At 73.5% G+C, this 16,253-nt stretch carries 13 protein-coding genes; 3 read left to right on the top strand and 10 right to left on the bottom strand.

The annotated features are described in order from the left end of the window. Positions 1-136 precede the first annotated feature (136 nt). From STRTU_RS31410 to STRTU_RS31385, 6 genes are all read right to left on the bottom strand, one after another. Positions 137-1,108: a hypothetical protein gene (locus tag STRTU_RS31410; protein WP_159748436.1), complete on the bottom strand. Its 972-nt coding sequence runs from the start codon at positions 1,106-1,108 to the stop codon at positions 137-139. Positions 1,109-1,244: 136 nt separating this feature from the next. Further along, the gene (locus STRTU_RS31405; RefSeq protein WP_159748434.1) at positions 1,245-2,768 is read right to left on the bottom strand and encodes a hypothetical protein; all 1,524 of its coding nucleotides are present in this window, start codon (positions 2,766-2,768) and stop codon (positions 1,245-1,247) included. A 212-nt stretch (positions 2,769-2,980) separates the two neighbouring features. After that, the gene (pcp, locus tag STRTU_RS31400; RefSeq protein ID WP_159748432.1) at positions 2,981-3,625 is read right to left on the bottom strand and encodes a pyroglutamyl-peptidase I; all 645 of its coding nucleotides are present in this window, start codon (positions 3,623-3,625) and stop codon (positions 2,981-2,983) included. A 452-nt stretch (positions 3,626-4,077) separates the two neighbouring features. Next, positions 4,078-5,046 carry a DUF979 domain-containing protein gene (locus STRTU_RS31395; RefSeq protein ID WP_159748430.1) on the bottom strand — a complete coding sequence of 323 codons (969 nt, stop codon included), beginning with the start codon at positions 5,044-5,046 and terminating at the stop codon, positions 4,078-4,080. Further along, entirely contained in the window at positions 5,043-5,753 is a 711-nt protein-coding gene (locus tag STRTU_RS31390) for a DUF969 domain-containing protein (RefSeq protein WP_159748428.1), read from the bottom strand. The genes STRTU_RS31395 and STRTU_RS31390 overlap by 4 nt, the downstream gene beginning before the upstream one ends. 157 nt (positions 5,754-5,910) lie before the next feature. Then, positions 5,911-6,654, bottom strand: coding sequence for a GntR family transcriptional regulator (locus STRTU_RS31385; protein WP_159748426.1), 744 nt, complete (start codon positions 6,652-6,654; stop codon positions 5,911-5,913). 310 nt (positions 6,655-6,964) lie between these two features. Here STRTU_RS31385 and STRTU_RS31380 point away from each other — a divergent pair, with 310 nt between their 5' ends. Genes STRTU_RS31380 through STRTU_RS31370 form a run of 3 tightly spaced genes read left to right on the top strand, consistent with a single transcriptional unit; the run spans position 6,965 to position 9,257 of the window. Next, positions 6,965-7,777, top strand: a complete 813-nt coding sequence (locus tag STRTU_RS31380; RefSeq protein ID WP_159748424.1) for a LamB/YcsF family protein — start codon at positions 6,965-6,967, stop codon at positions 7,775-7,777. Further along, complete coding sequence (gene pxpB / locus STRTU_RS31375; RefSeq protein WP_159748422.1) at positions 7,774-8,397, top strand: 5-oxoprolinase subunit PxpB; 624 nt, start codon at positions 7,774-7,776, stop codon at positions 8,395-8,397. The genes STRTU_RS31380 and pxpB overlap by 4 nt, the downstream gene beginning before the upstream one ends. Then, on the top strand, positions 8,394-9,257 hold the full coding sequence (locus STRTU_RS31370) for a 5-oxoprolinase subunit C family protein (RefSeq protein WP_159748420.1): 864 nt from the start codon (positions 8,394-8,396) through the stop codon (positions 9,255-9,257). Before pxpB ends, STRTU_RS31370 begins: the two co-directional genes overlap by 4 nt. A gap of 17 nt (positions 9,258-9,274) precedes the next feature. Here STRTU_RS31370 and STRTU_RS31365 read toward each other — a convergent pair whose 3' ends face one another. The 4 genes from STRTU_RS31365 to STRTU_RS31350 are packed head-to-tail and all read right to left on the bottom strand — an operon-like array spanning position 9,275 to position 16,195. After that, positions 9,275-12,889: a hydantoinase B/oxoprolinase family protein gene (locus STRTU_RS31365; RefSeq protein WP_159748417.1), complete on the bottom strand. Its 3,615-nt coding sequence runs from the start codon at positions 12,887-12,889 to the stop codon at positions 9,275-9,277. Continuing rightward, a complete protein-coding gene (locus STRTU_RS31360) occupies positions 12,886-13,806 on the bottom strand; it encodes an SGNH/GDSL hydrolase family protein (RefSeq protein WP_159749774.1) in 921 nt (306 codons plus the stop codon). Before STRTU_RS31360 ends, STRTU_RS31365 begins: the two co-directional genes overlap by 4 nt. Positions 13,807-13,841: 35 nt before the next feature. Next, entirely contained in the window at positions 13,842-15,071 is a 1,230-nt protein-coding gene (locus STRTU_RS31355) for a glycosyltransferase (protein WP_159748415.1), read from the bottom strand. Then, on the bottom strand, positions 15,068-16,195 hold the full coding sequence (locus STRTU_RS31350) for a glycosyltransferase family 4 protein (RefSeq protein WP_159748413.1): 1,128 nt from the start codon (positions 16,193-16,195) through the stop codon (positions 15,068-15,070). Before STRTU_RS31350 ends, STRTU_RS31355 begins: the two co-directional genes overlap by 4 nt. Between the last annotated feature and the right edge of the window lie 58 nt (positions 16,196-16,253).

Raw genomic sequence — 16,253 nt, 5'->3', positions numbered from 1 at the left:
GGACTCTCGTTGTCGTGTCGGAAGGTCGTTCGGCGGGGGCGGGGGCGGCGGTCAGGGCGGTGGGCGGTGCGGGTCGGCCGCGGACGGGCGCCGCGGCCTCAGGCGGCCGCCGCGGCCTCGGGCGGCGAAGGCCCCGTCAGTCGGAGTGGAAGGGCAGTCCGGCGTCCGCGACCAGTTCGAGGTCGTCGATGTCCTCGCCCGGTAGCAGTGCGGCGCTGCCGTCGGCGACGGGGACGATGCCCAGTTCCAGGAGTTCGGCCATGGCGGCGCTGCCGGCCATGTCGCGGACCTGGAGCTGATAGCGGGCGGTGGTGCGGTAGGCGCCGCCGGCGTCGTCACCGGTGCGCTGGAGGAAGCCGGAGTCGACGAGGAAGGTGACGGCCTTGGCGATGATGCCGGTGGTCGAACCGGCCAGTCGGCGGGCGTCCTTGGTGGCGCCGGTCGCGCTGCGCCGGGCGTAGATGCGCCACGCGGACTCCAGGCCGGGGGCGTCGGTGGCCGGATCGGTGTTCTCGCCCTCCTGCTCGGCGCGCTCCTCCAGGCGGCGGCAGGCCTGCCGGACGAAGGCATCGACGCCGTTGACCGTGATCCGGCCGATGTAGCCGTCGTCGGCGAGGTCCTCGGGCCGTGGGAAGGCCAGCGCGGCGACGGCCAGATGGGCCAGGCCGTGCAGAAAGCGGTCGGCGGAGTCGGCGGATGCACGGCGGGCGTAGTCACCCATCCGTACGGCGAAGACGGAGTCCTCGTCGGCGGTGACGGCCATCCCGGCGCGGGTGGACACCTCCAGGACGACCAGGCCCAGGCCGGTGGCGACGGCGTCGGCGAGCCGGGCGAAGGCGGGGTCGTCCCGATAGCGGCGCAGGAGTTCGCTGTACTCGGCGTCGCGGGCGGGCATCAGCTTGGGCTGGAGGCCGAAGGAGACCAGCCGGGCGGCGTCGGCGGCATCGGCGGGGGTGAGCGCGGGGGCACTCCCCTGCTCGGCCGAAGCCGGGAGCTTGGGGAGCGCTCCCGCCGCGGCCGGTTCGGCGTCGGCGGTGGGCGCGCCCCGGCCCGGCTCGCCGGTCCCGTACGCCGGGTCCGGCTGCGGCTCCTCGTCGTACTGGGTCACGGAACAAGCTCCTTGCGGGGGACGGTCTGGGACATCTCGGGCCGGTGCGACGGCGGACGGCCGCCCGGTGCGCCACGGCCCTGCCGGACCGGGCGCGCCCCGCCGTTCGCCGGCGGCTCGTCCTGGGCGCGGGGCATCAGGCCACCTCCGAGCGGTCCGCGGCCATACCGGCGGCGTCCAGCAGCGCCTTGCCGACGATGAGGTCGGCGCCGCCGAACTCGGGGTCTATCAGCTCCGTGCCGTCGTCGACGGCGAACAGCAGCTGCGGTTCACCCTGACGGTAGGCCGTGCCGACCGGCGGGCTGGCGGCGTGTACGGCCAGCAGGGCGACGAGGTAGGGGAGTTCGGGATCGCTGCGGCGCGCCTCGGCGAGCAGGCCGGAGAGCCTGCGGGGCGCGTCGGCGGGCAGGTCCAGAAGCGCCATCGCGGCGTCGAGCTGGGCTTCGCTGAAGCGGCTGTCGTCGGGGGTGGCCACCAGGTCGGGCTCGGGCATCTCGGCGCCGAGGTGCTCACGCTCCATGGGCGGGGTGAGCAGCATCTCGACGAGGTCCCCTATGCGCGCGGCCGTGGGGGTGCGCAGCCCGGTGCCCTTCGCGAAGAAGGCGTCGGTGACGCGGATGGCCTGCTCGGCGGGGAGCGGCAGCAGCGGGGCGACCAACTGGCCGTACAGGTCGAGTCCGGAGCGGGCGACCGGGGTGGCGAAGGCCTGCCGGTCCTGTTCGGCGCGGAACAGCGGCCCGGCCTCCAGCAGGCGGGACTGGAGCTGGGTGTGCCGGCGGATGCAGTCCTTGACGATGTCGACGAGCTCGGCGGCCCGCCGCTTGTGCTCGGGCTCCTCGGTCTCGTCCCGGGCCTTGCGGATGTTCGTCAGGATGGCGTTCTCGTGGCGGTAGCGGTCCGCGACGTGGTCCAGCGCCTCGGTGATCATGTCGGGGACGGTCTGCAGCCAGTCGACGGCGCGGACATTGCGACGGGTGGCGTCCAGGGTCCTGCGGAGCGTCTCCGCATACTGCACGGTGCGGTAGCGGGCCTGTTCGGCGGCGAGCTGGGCATCGGCCAGCCGCCCGCGGTTGATCAGCACCTCCAGCTTGACCTCGGCGGCGATCTGGGCGCTGGTGACGTCCGTGTCGAGCGCGCCGACCAGGACATTGACCGCTTCGTCGGTGGCCCGGAGGTAGACGCTGCCGCCGGCGCCGGGCACCTCCTCGATGAGCTTGAAGTCGTAGTCGCGGCGGACGTACTCGCCCTCGGTGGTGAAGGTGCCGTAGACGGCGCGGAAGCCGCGGTCCACGCTGCCGACGTTGATCAGATTCTCCAGCACCCAGCGGGCCACCCGCTCATGCTCGCCCGCAGGACGGCGGGGGGCCTGGGCGGCCACCCGGGGAAGCACCTTCGCCACTATTTCCTCGTGGTCGGCGCCGGTGTCGAAGTCCATGTTGAGGGTGACGAGATCGATGACGGCGAGCGCCACCTCCGCCATGGCGTAGACGCCGTACTCGCCCGCGAGGTTGGCCTTGCGCACATCGAGGTCATGCAGCGGCGCGGTGCATGCGAGGGCACGCAGCCGGCGGGCCAGGCCCTCGTCGGCGGCCGGGCCCGGCGCAGGCCGCTGTGGGCCGTTGAGCTGGGGCGCAGCGGCCCCCGGGGCGGGAAAAGTCACGTCGCACAGAGTAGGCGCTCGCACTGACAACGGACGAAACGGCGCGGATCCGTTCATGGGTGGAACCGCTGGTGGATCCGTTGACGGACCGCTGAGTGACCGCTGACGGGCCGCTCACACACCGCTCACACACCGCTCACGGGCCGACGCAACAGTCTACGGCGTGGTGTGCGGTGGCCGGCCGCCAGGTCCGGTGTGTGCGGCTGCCGGTCTCAGTGGGTGGCCCCTCCGGCGACGCGGATATCGGTGCGGGTGCGGGCGGCGGTCAGAGCGATCTCCCGCAGGGCCCGGGTGACGGCCTCGGTCGGGAGCGACGGCTCGGCGCGGTCCAGGACCTGCTCCGGCGCGTAGGGGACATGGACGAATCCGCCGCGTATACCGGGCAGTTCGGTGGCGAGGAGGTGGGCGAGGCCATAGAAGACGTGGTTGCAGACGAAGGTGCCCGCGGTGTTGGAGACCGAGGCGGGCAGCCCGGCGGCGCGGACGGCCGCCACACATGCCTTGATCGGCAGGGTGGAGAAGTACGCGGCGGGGCCGCCGGGCACGATCGCCTCATCGACCGGTTCGGCGCCCGAGGCATCGGGGATCCGGGCGTCGTCGACGTTGACGGCGAGGCGTTCGACGGTGATGTCGGGCCGCCCGCCCGCCTGGCCCACGCACACCACGATCTCGGGGCGGGCCTCCACGATCGCGGCCCGCAGCACCGCCACCGAGGCGCCGTAGACGCAGGGCAGTTCGACGGCGGACATCTCGATGCCGGCGGGCGGTTCAGCCGCGGCATCGCGGACCGCCTGCCAGGAGGGGTTGGTGGATGCGCCGTCGAAGGGGGCGAATCCGGTGAGCAGTACTCGGGTCATACGGGCGTCCTTGGTGGGGGGTTGGGGGGTGGTGGGCCTTGGGTGGGGGTGCCTGTGGTTGTCGGTCGGGGGCTGGTCGTGCTTGGCGAGGGCGCCGGGCGTCCGCGACGGGAGACCGCCGCGCGCCCTTGGCAGGGACTGCCGGGCGCCTGTGACAGCGGCCGCTGGCCCCCCTTGGCGGGGCCCGCCGCTCGTCCGTGGCGGGGGCCGCCGCTCGTCCGTGGCGGGGCCTGCCGGTCGTCCGTGGCGGGGGCCTTCGGGCGCTCCCCCGCCCCTCCCCCTCCTCCCCCTTCGGGGGAGGGGGCGGGGGCGGGGGTGGGTTCGGGGGTGGGGGGAAGCGGCCTCAGCCAAAGCGCCTCGGAACGAGCAGCTCAGCAGCAGCGCCTCCAAAGCAGCAGCTCAGCAGCGCCCCAGAAGCAGCCCCGCCGAACCAGCAGCTCAGCAGCCACACCTCAAAAGGCGAACAGCGCCATGATCACGATGTTGCAGCCGAGCAGCGCGCCCGCGGTGGGCAGCTGTGCCTTGATGGGCCCGTACTGGTCCTTCAGTTCCAGCAGCGCCGCCGGGACGATGTTGTAGTTGGCGGCCATGGGGGTCACGAGGGTGCCGCAGAATCCGGCGAGCATGCCGAGCGCCAGCACGGCGGGGGCGTTGCCGTCGAAGTGCCCGACCAGGACGGGCCAGCCGACGGCCGCGGTCATCACGGGGAAGGCGGCGAAGGCGTTTCCCATGATCATGGTGAAGGCGAACATGCCCACGCAGTAGACGACGACCGCGACGTAGAGCGAGTCCTTGGGCAGGAGGGCGGCGGTGAGCTTGCCGACCTCGTCGCCGACGCCGGAGACCTGGAAGATGGCGCCCAGTGTGGCCAGCATCTGCGGCAGCAGCATGGCCCAGCCCACCGCCTCCAGCATGGAACGGCCGGACTGCACGGGCACGGAGATCCGCTTCTCCCGCAGGATGATCATGCCGACGACCAGGGCCACGATGGCTCCGATGCCGAGACCCAGGATGGTCTCACTGCCCTCCTCCAGGACCGGCTCACCGCCGAAGGACAGATACTTGACGCCGATGGCGCAGGCCATGGCGACGACGGGGATGGTGAGCGCCGGGATGAACAGCCGGTTGCCGAGCTTGGCGGCGCTGGCGGCGCGCTGCTCGGCGGAGGTGGTGCGCGGGGCGCCGCGTCCGGTGAAACCGAAGCCCGCCAGGCAGGCCATGACCAGCACCGCGCCGCCCAGGGGCTCGGCCGGTGCCTGTTTGGTGACGACCCAGCTGCTGTAGATGAAGCCGGCGCCGATCAGTCCCCAGAAGGCGCCGGTGCCCAGGCGCTTGGGGTTGCTGCGGTCGGTGACCATCTGGGCGGCCATCACCAGGAAGCTGAGGCCCACCAGCCAGTAGAACCACTCTGCCTTGATCACTTGGTGGCCTCCGCTACGGCGGTGTCGTGGACGTGGGCGGTGAGCAGTTCGCGCTCCAACTGGCGGTCCAGGCGCAGCAGTCGCCAGCCGTGAATCACGAAGGCGCACACCGCGGTGGGAATCGCCCACAGCGCGAGCTGCAGCGGTTCGAGGTGGGTGCCGTAGGTGGTGTTGACGAAGCCGGTGATCAGCAGGATCGAGCCGACGGCGAGGAAGACGTCCTCCCCGAAGAAGAGGCCGACGTTGTCCGCGCTGGCGGAGAACGACCGGATCTTCTCCCGTGTCCGGTGCGGGAGTTGGCCGTATTTACGCTCGGCCGCTCCCTCGGCCATCGGGACGGCGAGCGGGCGGACGGTCTGGGCGTGGCCGAAGACCTGGGTCAGGCCGACCGCCGCACCGATCTGCCGCAGCCCGAGGTAGAGCGCAAGGAAGCGGCCCGTGGTGAGCCTGGCGAACCGGGCGATGAGGTGACGGGCCTGCTCCTGGAGGCCGTAGCGCTCCAGGAGGCCGATGACCGGGAGGGTGATCGCGAAGATCGTCACCGCCCGGCTGCCGGCGAAGCCGTTGCCGAAGGCGGCGAGCACCTTGCCCGGCGACAGCCCTCCGAGGAGGCCGGTCGCGATGCCGGCCACCCCTACGACCAGCAAGGGATTGCGTTTCGTGGCGAAGCCGATCACGACCACGAGCACGCCGAGGAGCACGATCATGGATCCGCCTTCCGCGTACGGGGACCCACCGGGCCCATGAGGAGATGAAGAGATTGCAGCGGAGGCTAGGCGATTGTTCAACGATCCGACAAGGGTTCTGCAGCAACGGATCTGCGGGGCTTCCCGGGGCGGACCTCAGGGGCGGCTCTCCCGCCCCTCACCCCTCCGCGATGCGCTGCGCGTACGCCCCCGACAGCTGGCTGCGCGAGTCCTCCAGGTAGGAGCGCAACAGCCGCTCGGCCTCGGGGGCATCGCCCGCCTGCAGGGCCTCGGTAATCTGGCGATTACGGGTCAGGTAGGGCGCATGGAAGCGCCGGGGGTCGGCCATGACATGGAAGACCAGCCGGAGTTCGGCGAGCACGCCCCGCATCAGCTCATCCGTGCGCGGGCTGCCCGCCAGGGCCACGATGCCCTGGTGAAAGCGGATATTGGCGGTCGAGAGCGCCTGCCACTCCCGGCCCGCCGAGGCGGCCTCACCGGCCTGTACGGCGGCCTCGATCACCGCGATGGCGTCGGTGACCGCGGCGCCGTAGGGCCCCTGCCCCAGCCCCCGTACCGCCGCACACTCCACGAGGATGCGCACCCGGTAGATGTCCTCCAGGTCCTCCACCGTCACCACCCGGACGAACACCCCGCGGTTGAGTTCGTGCACCAGCAGCCGCTCATGAGTCAGCAGCCGGAACGCCTCCCGCAGCGTGTTGCGCGAGACGCCCAGCGCGCCGCCGATGCTCTCCTCCGACAGCCGGGCGCCGGGCGGGAAGAAGCCCTCGGTGATCCGGTCGCGCAGGATGTCGGCGACCCGCTCGGCCGTGCTGGAGCGGCCCAGCAGGGGGCGGTCCCGCTCCAGGCCGGAGACCTCGGTGAGCCGCCCCTGATCGTTCTTCGCCACTTCGCCGGCCATACCGCTCCCCGCTCTCGCGCCGTACCGGGCGGCGGGTTCGGTCCGACCGGTGTCGTTGAGCGAGAGTCAATCCCAGATGGGAGGACGAAACAACGCACCCTTGAACGGTTCGCACACACCTCTTGTCGGATCGTTGAACAATCCTCTACGTTGTGCTCGACACCGGTCGGCCCGAGTGCCTGCCCTCAGGGGAGAGCCACTACGGATACGGGCCGGCCGGACCTGCCCGCCTGCCCCTGCCCGCCCACGGGCCCCGCACGCCGCACCACCGCGCGCCGGCCGGCCCCGAGCCCCTCTGGAACGGACGTACATGAGCGAGCGCAGCGAGCAACTCAGCGAGAGCGAGCGAATCAGCGCAGGGGCCCCACCCGTCATCGACCTCAACGCCGACCTCGCCGAAGGCTTCGGCCGCTGGCGGCTCACCGACGACGAGGCCCTGCTCTCCGTCGTCACCAGCGCCAATGTCGCCTGCGGCTTCCACGCCGGCGACCCGGCCACGATGCGCCGGGTGTGCGAACTGGCCGCCGAGCGCGGTGTGGTCATCGGCGCCCAGGTCTCCTACCGCGATCTGGCCGGGTTCGGCCGCCGCGCGATGGACGTCCCGCCGGACGAGCTGGCCGCCGAGATCACCTATCAGATCGGGGCCCTGGAGGTCTTCGCCCGCGCCGCCGGTGCCCGCGTCGGCTACGTCAAACCGCATGGCGCGCTCTACAACCGCTGTGTGCACGACGAGGAGCAGGCCCGCGCCGTCATTGCCGGCATCCATGCCGCGGGCGGCGGACTGCCGGTCCTCGGCCTGCCCGGCTCCCGGCTGCACGAGGCCTCGGCGGACGCCCAACTCCCGGTGATCGGCGAGGCGTTCGCCGACCGCGCCTACACCCCCGAGGGCACGCTGGTACCGCGCCGTGAACCGGACGCGGTGATCCACGACCCCGACGAGGTCGTCAAGCGCGCCCTCGGCATGGCCCGCGACCACGCCGTCACCGCCCGCGACGGCCGGCGCGTGGCCGTCTCGGCCCGTTCGCTGTGTCTGCACGGCGACACGCCCGGCGCCGCGGACCTCGCCCGGCGCGTCCGGTCCGAACTCACCGCGGCGGGCGTCCGCATACGGAGCTTCGTATGAGGCCGCTGCCGGTCGGTGAACACGGGCTGCTGATCGAGCTGGACAGCGCCGAGGAGGTCGAGGCGCTGCACGCGGAACTGCTGCGCCGGGCCGCCGACGGCGCACTGCCGCCGCTGCGCGAGATCGTGCCGGCCGCCCGTACGGTGCTCCTCGACGGCCTCGCCGACCCCCGTGGCCTGCTCGCCGAACTGGCCACCTGGGACATACCGCCGCTCACCGCGGGCGACCGGCCCACCGTGCAGATCCCGGTCCGCTACGACGGCCCCGACCTCGCCGAGGTCGCCGCCCTGTGGGGCGTCACCCCCGACGAGGTGGTGCGGCGGCACTCCGCCACGGAGTTCCATGTCGCCTTCTGCGGTTTCGCGCCGGGCTTCGGCTATCTGACCGGGCTGCCGGAGCCACTGCACGTACCGCGCCGGGACACGCCCCGCACCAAGGTCCCGGTCGGCTCGGTCGCCCTGGCCGGCCCGTATACCGGGGTCTATCCGCGCTCCTCCCCCGGGGGCTGGCAGCTGATCGGCACCACCGACACCGTGCTGTGGGACCCGCGCCGGGAACCGGCCGCGCTGCTCACCCCCGGCACCCGCGTCCGCTTCGTCCCACAGGAGACCGCCCGATGACCGACCGCGCCTTCTCGGTCATCCGGGCCGGTGCCCTCACCACCGTCCAGGATCTCGGCCGCCCCGGCCACGCTCACCTCGGCGTGCCGCGGGCCGGCGCCCTCGACACGCCCGCGCACCGGCTCGCCAACCGCCTGGTGGGCAACCCCGGTTCCGCCGCCACCCTGGAGACGACGCTCACCGGCTGCGCCGTACGGGTGCGGACGGCCACCACCGTCGCCGTCACCGGCGCCCCGTGCCCGGTAACCCTCGACGGCCGCCCCGCCCCCTGGGGAGCCCCGGTACGCGTCCCGGCGGGCGCCGTCCTGGACGCCGGGCCCGCCACCCATGGCCTGCGCTCCTACCTCGCCTTCGCCGGGGGCGTCGACACCGAACCGGTCCTCGGCAGCCGCGCCACCGATCTCCTCTCCGGCCTGGGCCCGGACCCGCTCACCGACGGCGCGGTCCTCCCCCTGGGCGACCCGCACGGCCCGCCGGCCCGCGCCGATGCCGTCCCGCACCCCGGCCCGTTGCCGGAACTCCTTCTTCCGTTCCTGCCCGGCCCGCGCGGCGACTGGTTCACCGAAACCGGCCTGCGCACCCTCACCACCGGCCGCTTCCGGGTCTCCCCCGCCAGCAACCGCATCGGCCTGCGCACCGAAGGCCCGCCCCTGGAGCGCGCCCGCAGCGGCGAACTCCCCAGCGAGGGCATGCCCCTGGGCGCCCTCCAGGTCCCGCCCAACGGCCTGCCGGTCCTCTTCCTGCACGACCACCCCACGACCGGCGGCTACCCGGTCATCGGCGTCGTCCCCGAGCGCTGTCTGGCCCCCGCCGCCCAGGCGGTACCGGGCACCCCGATCCGCTTCGTACGCATGCGCTAGCGCCAACCGCCCCCCGGTCAGCCGCCGTCCGGCACCCCGTATCCCCCACCCCCCGGGGTACGCATCACCAGCACATCGTCCACGCCGACATCCGCCGCGTCACAGCCCGCCAGGTCCTCGTGCGCACCGTCCGCCCGCTCCACGGAGTTGGCGCCCAGTGCACCCGGGGCGCCGCCCGCCATGCCGTACGGCGCCACCCGGCGGTGGTTGGTCAGCAGGGCGAGGGTCATCGGCTCCAGGAAGCGCAGCCGGCGTTCGACGCCGCAGCCGCCGTGCCAGCGGCCGGTGCCGCCGCTGCCGGAGCGGATGGCGAAGCTGTCGACGCGGACGGGGTAGCGCCACTCCAGCACTTCGGGGTCGGTCAGCCGGGAGTTGGTCATATGGGTCTGCACGGCATCCGCGCCGTCGAAGCCGTCACCGGCACCCGAACCGCTGGCGACGGTCTCGTAATACTGCACCCGGTCATTGCCGAAGGTGAGGTTGTTCATGGTGCCCGAGCCCTCGGCCTGGATGCCGAGCGCGGCGTAGAGCGCCCCGGTGACCGCCTGGGAGGTCTCCACATTGCCCGCGACGGTGGCCGCCGGGAAAACGGGGGCGAGCATCGAGCCCTCCGGGATACGGACCTGGACGGGCTTGAGGCAGCCGCTGTTGAGCGGGATGTCGTCGGCGACCAGGGTGCGGAAGACGTACAGGACGGCCGCCATCACCACCGAGCTGGGCGCATTCGCGTTGCCGGGCTGCTGGGGCGAGGTGCCGGCGAAGTCCAGTACGGCGCTGCGGGCGGCGCGGTCCACGGTCAGCGCCACACGGATCTCGGCCCCGCTGTCGGTCTCGTAGCGGTAGCTGCCGTCCGAGAGCTCGGCGATGATCCGCCGGACCGATTCCTCGGCGTTGTCCTGGACGTGCCCCATATAGGCCCGTACGACGTCCAGACCGAACTGCTCGGTCATCCGCCGGAGTTCCTGGATGCCCTTCTCGTTGGCGGCGATCTGGGCCCGCAGATCGGCGAGGTTGGCGTCCGGTGCGCGCGAGGGGTAGGGGCCGGCGGCGAGCAGTTCGCGGGTCGCGCTCTCGCGCAGTTCCCCGTCGCGCACCAGCAGCCAGTTGTCGAAGAGGATGCCCTCCTCCTGGATGGTGCTGCTGAAGGCCGGCATCGAGCCCGGGGTGATGCCGCCGATCTCGGCGTGGTGGCCTCGGGAGGCCACCAGGAACAGCAGGGTGTCGTCGTCGGTGTCGAAGACGGGGGTGACGACGGTGACATCGGGGAGATGGGTGCCCCCGTGGTACGGATCGTTGATCGCGTACACATCGCCGGGCCGCATGTCGTCGCCGCGGCGCCTGAGCACCTCCTTGATGGACTCCCCCATCGAGCCCAGGTGTACGGGGATGTGCGGGGCGTTGGCGATCAGATTGCCGTCGGCGTCGAAGAGCGCACAGGAGAAGTCCAGGCGTTCCTTGATGTTGACGGAGTGCGCGGTGTTCTCCAGACGGACGCCCATCTGCTCGGCGATGGCCATGAAGAGGCTGTTGAAGACCTCCAGCATCACCGGGTCGGCCTCCGTGCCGACCGCCACCCGGCCGGTGCGCGGCCGGGTCCGGGTCAGCGTGAGGTGTCCGCGCTCGCCCATGGCCGCCTGCCAGTCCGGGTCGAGGACGGTGGTCGCGTCCTCCTCGGCGATGACGGCCGGGCCGGTGAGGGTGTCGCCGGGGCGCAGGTCGGTGCGCCGGTAGAGGCCGGTGTCCTGCCAGCGGCCGCCGGTGTACATCCGGATCGTGTCGGCGGGCGTCAACTCCCCTTCCCTGTCTCCCGTTTGGGGCTCGTAGTCCCCGGCGCCACCGGCCGCTCCCAGCGCCTCGACCGACACCGCCTCGGCCACCAGGGGTTTGTCCATGGTGAAGGCGTAGCGCTCGCGGTGCGCCCGGACGAATTCCGCGGCCATGGTGTCGGCGTCGGCCAGCGGGACACCGATGGTGGAGTCGGTCCCGGCGTAGCGGATCAGGACCCGGGCGCGGGTGGTCACCGATGCGTCCGGCACCCCGTCGTCGCGGAGTTCGCGCCGGGTCTGCGCGGCGAGGGTGTCGCACACCTCCTGGACGCGGTCGACGGCCGTGGGGTCGGTGAACTCCGCCTCGACTGCCTGCTCGCGCATCGCGGTGGCGTCGGCGACCCCGATGCCGTACGCGGAGAGCACCCCGGCCAGCGGCGGGACGAGCACGGTGTCGACGCCCAGCGCGTCGGCGACCGCGCAGGCGTGCTGGCCCCCGGCACCGCCGAAGCTGGTGAGGGCGTAGCGGGTGATGTCCCGGCCGCGCTGGACGGAGATCTTCTTGACGGCGTTGGCCATGTTCAGCACCGCGATGTCGAGGAAACCGGCCGCGACCTCCTCCGGTCCGCGGTCGTCCCCGGCCTCGGCGGCGGCCCGCGCGGCCAGTTCCGCGAAGCGGGTACGGACCGCCTCAGCGTCCAGCGGCTGGTCACCGTCCGGCCCGAACACCGCCGGGAAGTGCGCGGGCTGGATGCGGCCGAGCATCACATTGGCGTCGGTGACGGTGAGCGGGCCGCCGCGCCGGTAGCAGGCCGGGCCCGGGTCCGCGCCGGCCGAGTCGGGGCCGACCCGGTAGCGGCGGCCGTCGAAGTGCAGTACGGAGCCGCCGCCGGCCGCGACGGTGTGGATGTTCATCATGGGCGCGCGCATCCGGACACCCGCGACCTCGTTGCCGAAGACCCGCTCGAACTCACCGGCGTAGTGCGACACATCGGTGGAGGTGCCGCCCATGTCGAAGCCGATCACCCGGTCGTGGCCGCCGCCGGCCTCGGCGGCCGTACGGACCATGCCGACCACGCCGCCCGCGGGCCCGGACAGCACCGCGTCCTTGCCGCGGAAGTGCGCGGCCTGCCGCAGCCCTCCGTTGGACTGCATGAACATCAGCCGGATACCCGGGAGCTGGACGGCGATCTCGTCGACATAGCGGCCCAGGATCGGGGAGAGATAGGCGTCGACGACGGTGGTGTCGCCGCGCGGCACCAGCTTCATCAGCGGGCTGACCTCGTGCGAGCAGCTGACCTGGGCGAAACCGGCGCGCCGGGCCAGCTCGGCGACCGCCTGCTCGTGCTCGGCGTGGCGGTAGCCGTGCAGCAGGACGACGGCGGCGCTGCGCAGCCCGTCCGCGCGGGCCCGGATCAGCGCCCGGCGGACCGCGTCCACGTCCAGCGGCCGGACCAGCCCGCCCCGGGCGCCGATCCGCTCCGGCACCTCGATCACCCGGTCGTAGAGCGCCTCGGGCAGCACGATCCGCCGGTCGAAGATCCGCGGCCGGTTCTGGTAGGCGATCCGCAGCGCGTCCCGGAAGCCCTCGGTGATCAGCAGCGCCGTCGGTTCACCCTTGCGCTCCAGGAGGGCGTTGGTGGCGACGGTGGTGCCCATCTTGACGACGGACACCCGCTCGGCGGGCACCGGTTCGTCCGGGCCGAGCCCCAGCACCATCCGGATACCGGCGACCGCGGCGTCCCGGTAGCGCTCCGGATGGTGCGAGAGCAGCTTGGCGGTGACCAGCCGTCCGTCCGGCCGCCTGCCGACGACGTCCGTGAACGTGCCACCGCGGTCGATCCAGAACTCCCAGCGTCCGGTCACCCTGCCATTGTCGCAGTGCCCTTCGCCGTACCGGTGTCTTTGCCGGTCCCGGCGCCGTTCGGCCGGGTCAGCGCGGCGAGCGCGGAGCGGGTGGCGCGGTCGGCCGCGGCGTCCAGCACCCGCCCGGATCCGGCCAGCCCGTGCCGGCACTCCTGGAGCGCCAGACCGAGCAGACCGGGCAGCAGATCCGTGCACCGGTCGGCGACCCAGCGGGTCCCCCGGGTCGCCATCCACAGCGCGGACCCGGCGCGGGTCGGCGACGGCCCGTCGAGGGTGAGCGCGGGCGGCGGTCCGGCGGGCAGGCCGACGACGGCCAGCGCCGAGTGGAAGCCGCGGGCCAGCAACCGGTGGCCGCGCTCGCTGGGGTGCAGCCGGTCCACGCTCCAGGCAGCGCGTTCGGTGACCCAGGGATGGTCGGCCAGGTGCAGATGAACGCCCTCGTAGCGGGCGGACACCGCATGGACGACGGTGTTCACGGCGCGCATCCGGCGCCCCAGCGGACGGGCCAGCGGCGCGGGCAGCCCCAGCATCCGGCCCGGATCGGGCAGACAGGCCGTCAGCACCACGGCCCCGTCGGCGCTCAGCGCACCGTGCGCCCGGTCCAGTGCGGCCGCCACCCGCTCGATGGCGAAGGCGGCGCGCAGGGTGTCATTCGCCCCGACGAGCAGCGAGGCGAAGCGCGGCCGGAGCGCCCGCGCCGCGGGCAGCTGCCGTTCGGCGACATCGGCGGCCAGCGCCCCGCTCCGCGCGAGATTCACCAGCGGGATGCTCCCGGGCCGCTCGCCCAGCGCCTCGGCCAGCAGGACGGCCCAGCCGCGCCAGCCGCCGCCCGGTACGGGGTCGCCGAGCCCCTCGGTCAGCGAATCACCCAGCGCGACAAAGCAGCCCGGGGCCGGGGCAGGCCCGCCGCGCGGCACCTGTGCCGGTATCAGCACGCTCTCGGAGCCCACCGTCACCACCCGCCCAACGGGCCGGCCGGGTGCGGCGCGGCCGCGGCGGCGACCGGCCAGCCGACGCGCGCGGACGCGTCGTGCGCCGCCAGGAAGGCATCGATGGCGGGCTGCCAGCCGTAACCCTCGGCACGCCGACGGGCGGCGGCGCGCCGGGCGGCCTCCGGCCGGGACAGCACCCGCTGAACGGCATCGGCGAAGGAGGGCCCGTCGTCGAGCGCCGTGTCCCCGCCACCGCCGACCACACCGGCCAGCGCCGACGCCGCACTCGCCACCACCGGCGTGCCACAGGCGAGCGCCTCCAGCGCCGCCAGCCCGAAGGTCTCGGCCGGGCCGGGCGCCAGCGCGAGATCGGCGCCGGCCTGCAGCGCGGCGAGCCGGGAGCGGTCGGTGAGATGCCCGAGGAACGCCACCGGCAGCCGCTCGGCCCGCACCCGGGCCTCCAGCCGCGCCCGCAGCGGCCCGTCACCGGCCACCACCAGCGCCGCGTCGACCCCGCGCCGCCGCAGCTCCACCAGCGCGTCCAGGGCCCGGCCCGGCCGCTTCTCCTGCGACAGCCGGGAGCAGAGCAGCAGCAGAACCTCCGCCCGGCCCGCGCAGTGCCGCCGCAGCTCGGCGCTGCGGCAGTCCGGGTGCCAGGCATCGAGATCGACGCCGAGCGGCGCGCGCACCACATTGCGCGCCCCGGCCCGGACGAACTCCGCCGCCGCCCACTCCGTAGTGCACACGACCCGGCTGTAGGCGTGCGCCGTACGGCGGTTGAGCCGGTCCGCTGCCGTACGGGCGAGCGGCTGCGGCACGCCCCAGGTACGCAGCACCCCGTCCACGCTCTCGTGGGACACCATCACCGCGGGCACCCGGGCCCGGCGCGCCCACTCCCCCGTCCAGCGCAGCGTCGTCCGGTCGGAGACCTCCAGCCGGTCGGGGGCCAGCGAGTGCAGCAGCTGCTGCAGCCGGCGGCGGTCGGTCAGCAGGCGGTAGCCGCCACTGCCCGGCAGCTCCGGCCCCGGCACGGTGATCACCCGCCCCTGAGCGGTGAGTTCATCGCGGACACCGGCCGCCCCGCCCGTTCCCGGCGGACCGGGCACGATGAGCACCGGCTCATGCCCGGCGGCCCGGTAGCCCGCGCCGAGTTCGCGCAGCGCCGTGCGCAGCCCGCCGGAGGCCGGGGTGACGAAGTTGGCGATCCGGACGATCCGCAGACCCGTGCCGGTGGTGCGTCGCGCGCTCATGCCGCCACCGCCGTCCGGTCGCTGAGCACGGCCTCGTAGTGCCCCAGCAGCTGGTCGCCGACCGCCTCCCAGGAGCGGTCCGCGACGGCGCGGCGGGCCGCGCTCCCGAACCGGGCCCGCAGCTCGGCACTGTCCGCGAGCAGGCGCACCGCGTCCCGGAACGCGCCGCCGTCGCCGGGCGTCACCAGCAGCCCCGTACGGCCGTGGTCCACCAGGTCCATCGGACCACCCGCCCGTGGTGCCACCACCGGCACACCGGAGGCCATCGCCTCCTGCACCGTCTGGCAGAACGTCTCATACGGCCCGGTATGCACGAAGACGTCCAACGAGGCGTAGAGGCGCGCGAGTTCGTCCCCGGTACGGCGGCCGAGGAAGCGGACGTCCGGGAGCGTGGTGCGCAGCCCGGCGGCGCTGGGGCCGTCACCGATGACGACGGTGCGCACGCCCGGCAGCTGGGAGGTCTCGGCCAGCAGCCCGACATCCTTCTCCGGCGCGAGCCGCCCCACGTACCCCACCAGCAGCTCCCGCCCCGCGGTCAGCGAACTGCGCAACACCGCGTCGCGCCGCCCCGGGTGGAACCGTTCGGAGTCGACACCGCGCGGCCACAGATGCACCCGTGGCACGCCGTGCTCGGTCAGATCCAGCAGTGCGGCACTGGAGGGCGCCAGGGTGCGGTCGGCGGCGGCGTGCACCGCCCGGATACGCCGCCACGCCGTGGCCGCGCCCCCGCCCAGATAAGTGCGGGCGTAGCGGCCCAGATCGGTCTGATAGACGGCGATCGCGGGCACCTGGCGACGGGCGGCGGCCGCCATGCCGCGCGCCCCAAGGACGAAGGGACTGGCGAGGTGCACCAGATCAGGACGGTGCCCGTCGAGCGCCGAGGACAGCCGGCGCCCAGGAAGCGCGATCCGCACCTGCGGATAACCAGGCAGCGGCATCGACGGCACCCGGACGACAGGGCAGGGACTCTCGTCCGTACCGGCGGCCGCCGAAGCGCCCCCGAGCGGCGCGATGACGAGCGGATCGTGACCGCGCCGGACCAGGTGCCGGGCGGTTTGCAGGGCGCAGTGAGACACGCCGTTGACATCGGGCGGGAAGGATTCGGTGACGAGAACGACACGCATACGGCTGTTGTCGACGCACCGGGCGTGGAGGGAGCCAAAGGGATCTTTCCTGTCGGAG

This window comes from Streptomyces tubercidicus, assembly GCF_027497495.1.
GTDB classification, from domain to species: domain Bacteria; phylum Actinomycetota; class Actinomycetes; order Streptomycetales; family Streptomycetaceae; genus Streptomyces; species Streptomyces tubercidicus.
This window is presented reverse-complemented; position numbering and strand designations above follow the sequence as displayed.

Excerpts from the sequence above, each read along its gene's own strand:
- STRTU_RS31370 (WP_159748420.1), top strand. The coding sequence starts at position 8,394 with ATGACCGACCGCGCCTTCTCGGTCATCCGGGCCGGTGCCCTCACCACC.
- pxpB (WP_159748422.1), top strand. The coding sequence starts at position 7,774 with ATGAGGCCGCTGCCGGTCGGTGAACACGGGCTGCTGATCGAGCTGGAC.
- STRTU_RS31385 (WP_159748426.1), bottom strand. The coding sequence starts at position 6,654 with ATGGCCGGCGAAGTGGCGAAGAACGATCAGGGGCGGCTCACCGAGGTC.
- STRTU_RS31390 (WP_159748428.1), bottom strand. The coding sequence starts at position 5,753 with ATGATCGTGCTCCTCGGCGTGCTCGTGGTCGTGATCGGCTTCGCCACG.
- STRTU_RS31355 (WP_159748415.1), bottom strand. The coding sequence starts at position 15,071 with ATGAGCGCGCGACGCACCACCGGCACGGGTCTGCGGATCGTCCGGATC.
- STRTU_RS31380 (WP_159748424.1), top strand. The coding sequence starts at position 6,965 with ATGAGCGAGCGCAGCGAGCAACTCAGCGAGAGCGAGCGAATCAGCGCA.
- STRTU_RS31350 (WP_159748413.1), bottom strand. The coding sequence starts at position 16,195 with ATGCGTGTCGTTCTCGTCACCGAATCCTTCCCGCCCGATGTCAACGGC.
- pcp (WP_159748432.1), bottom strand. The coding sequence starts at position 3,625 with ATGACCCGAGTACTGCTCACCGGATTCGCCCCCTTCGACGGCGCATCC.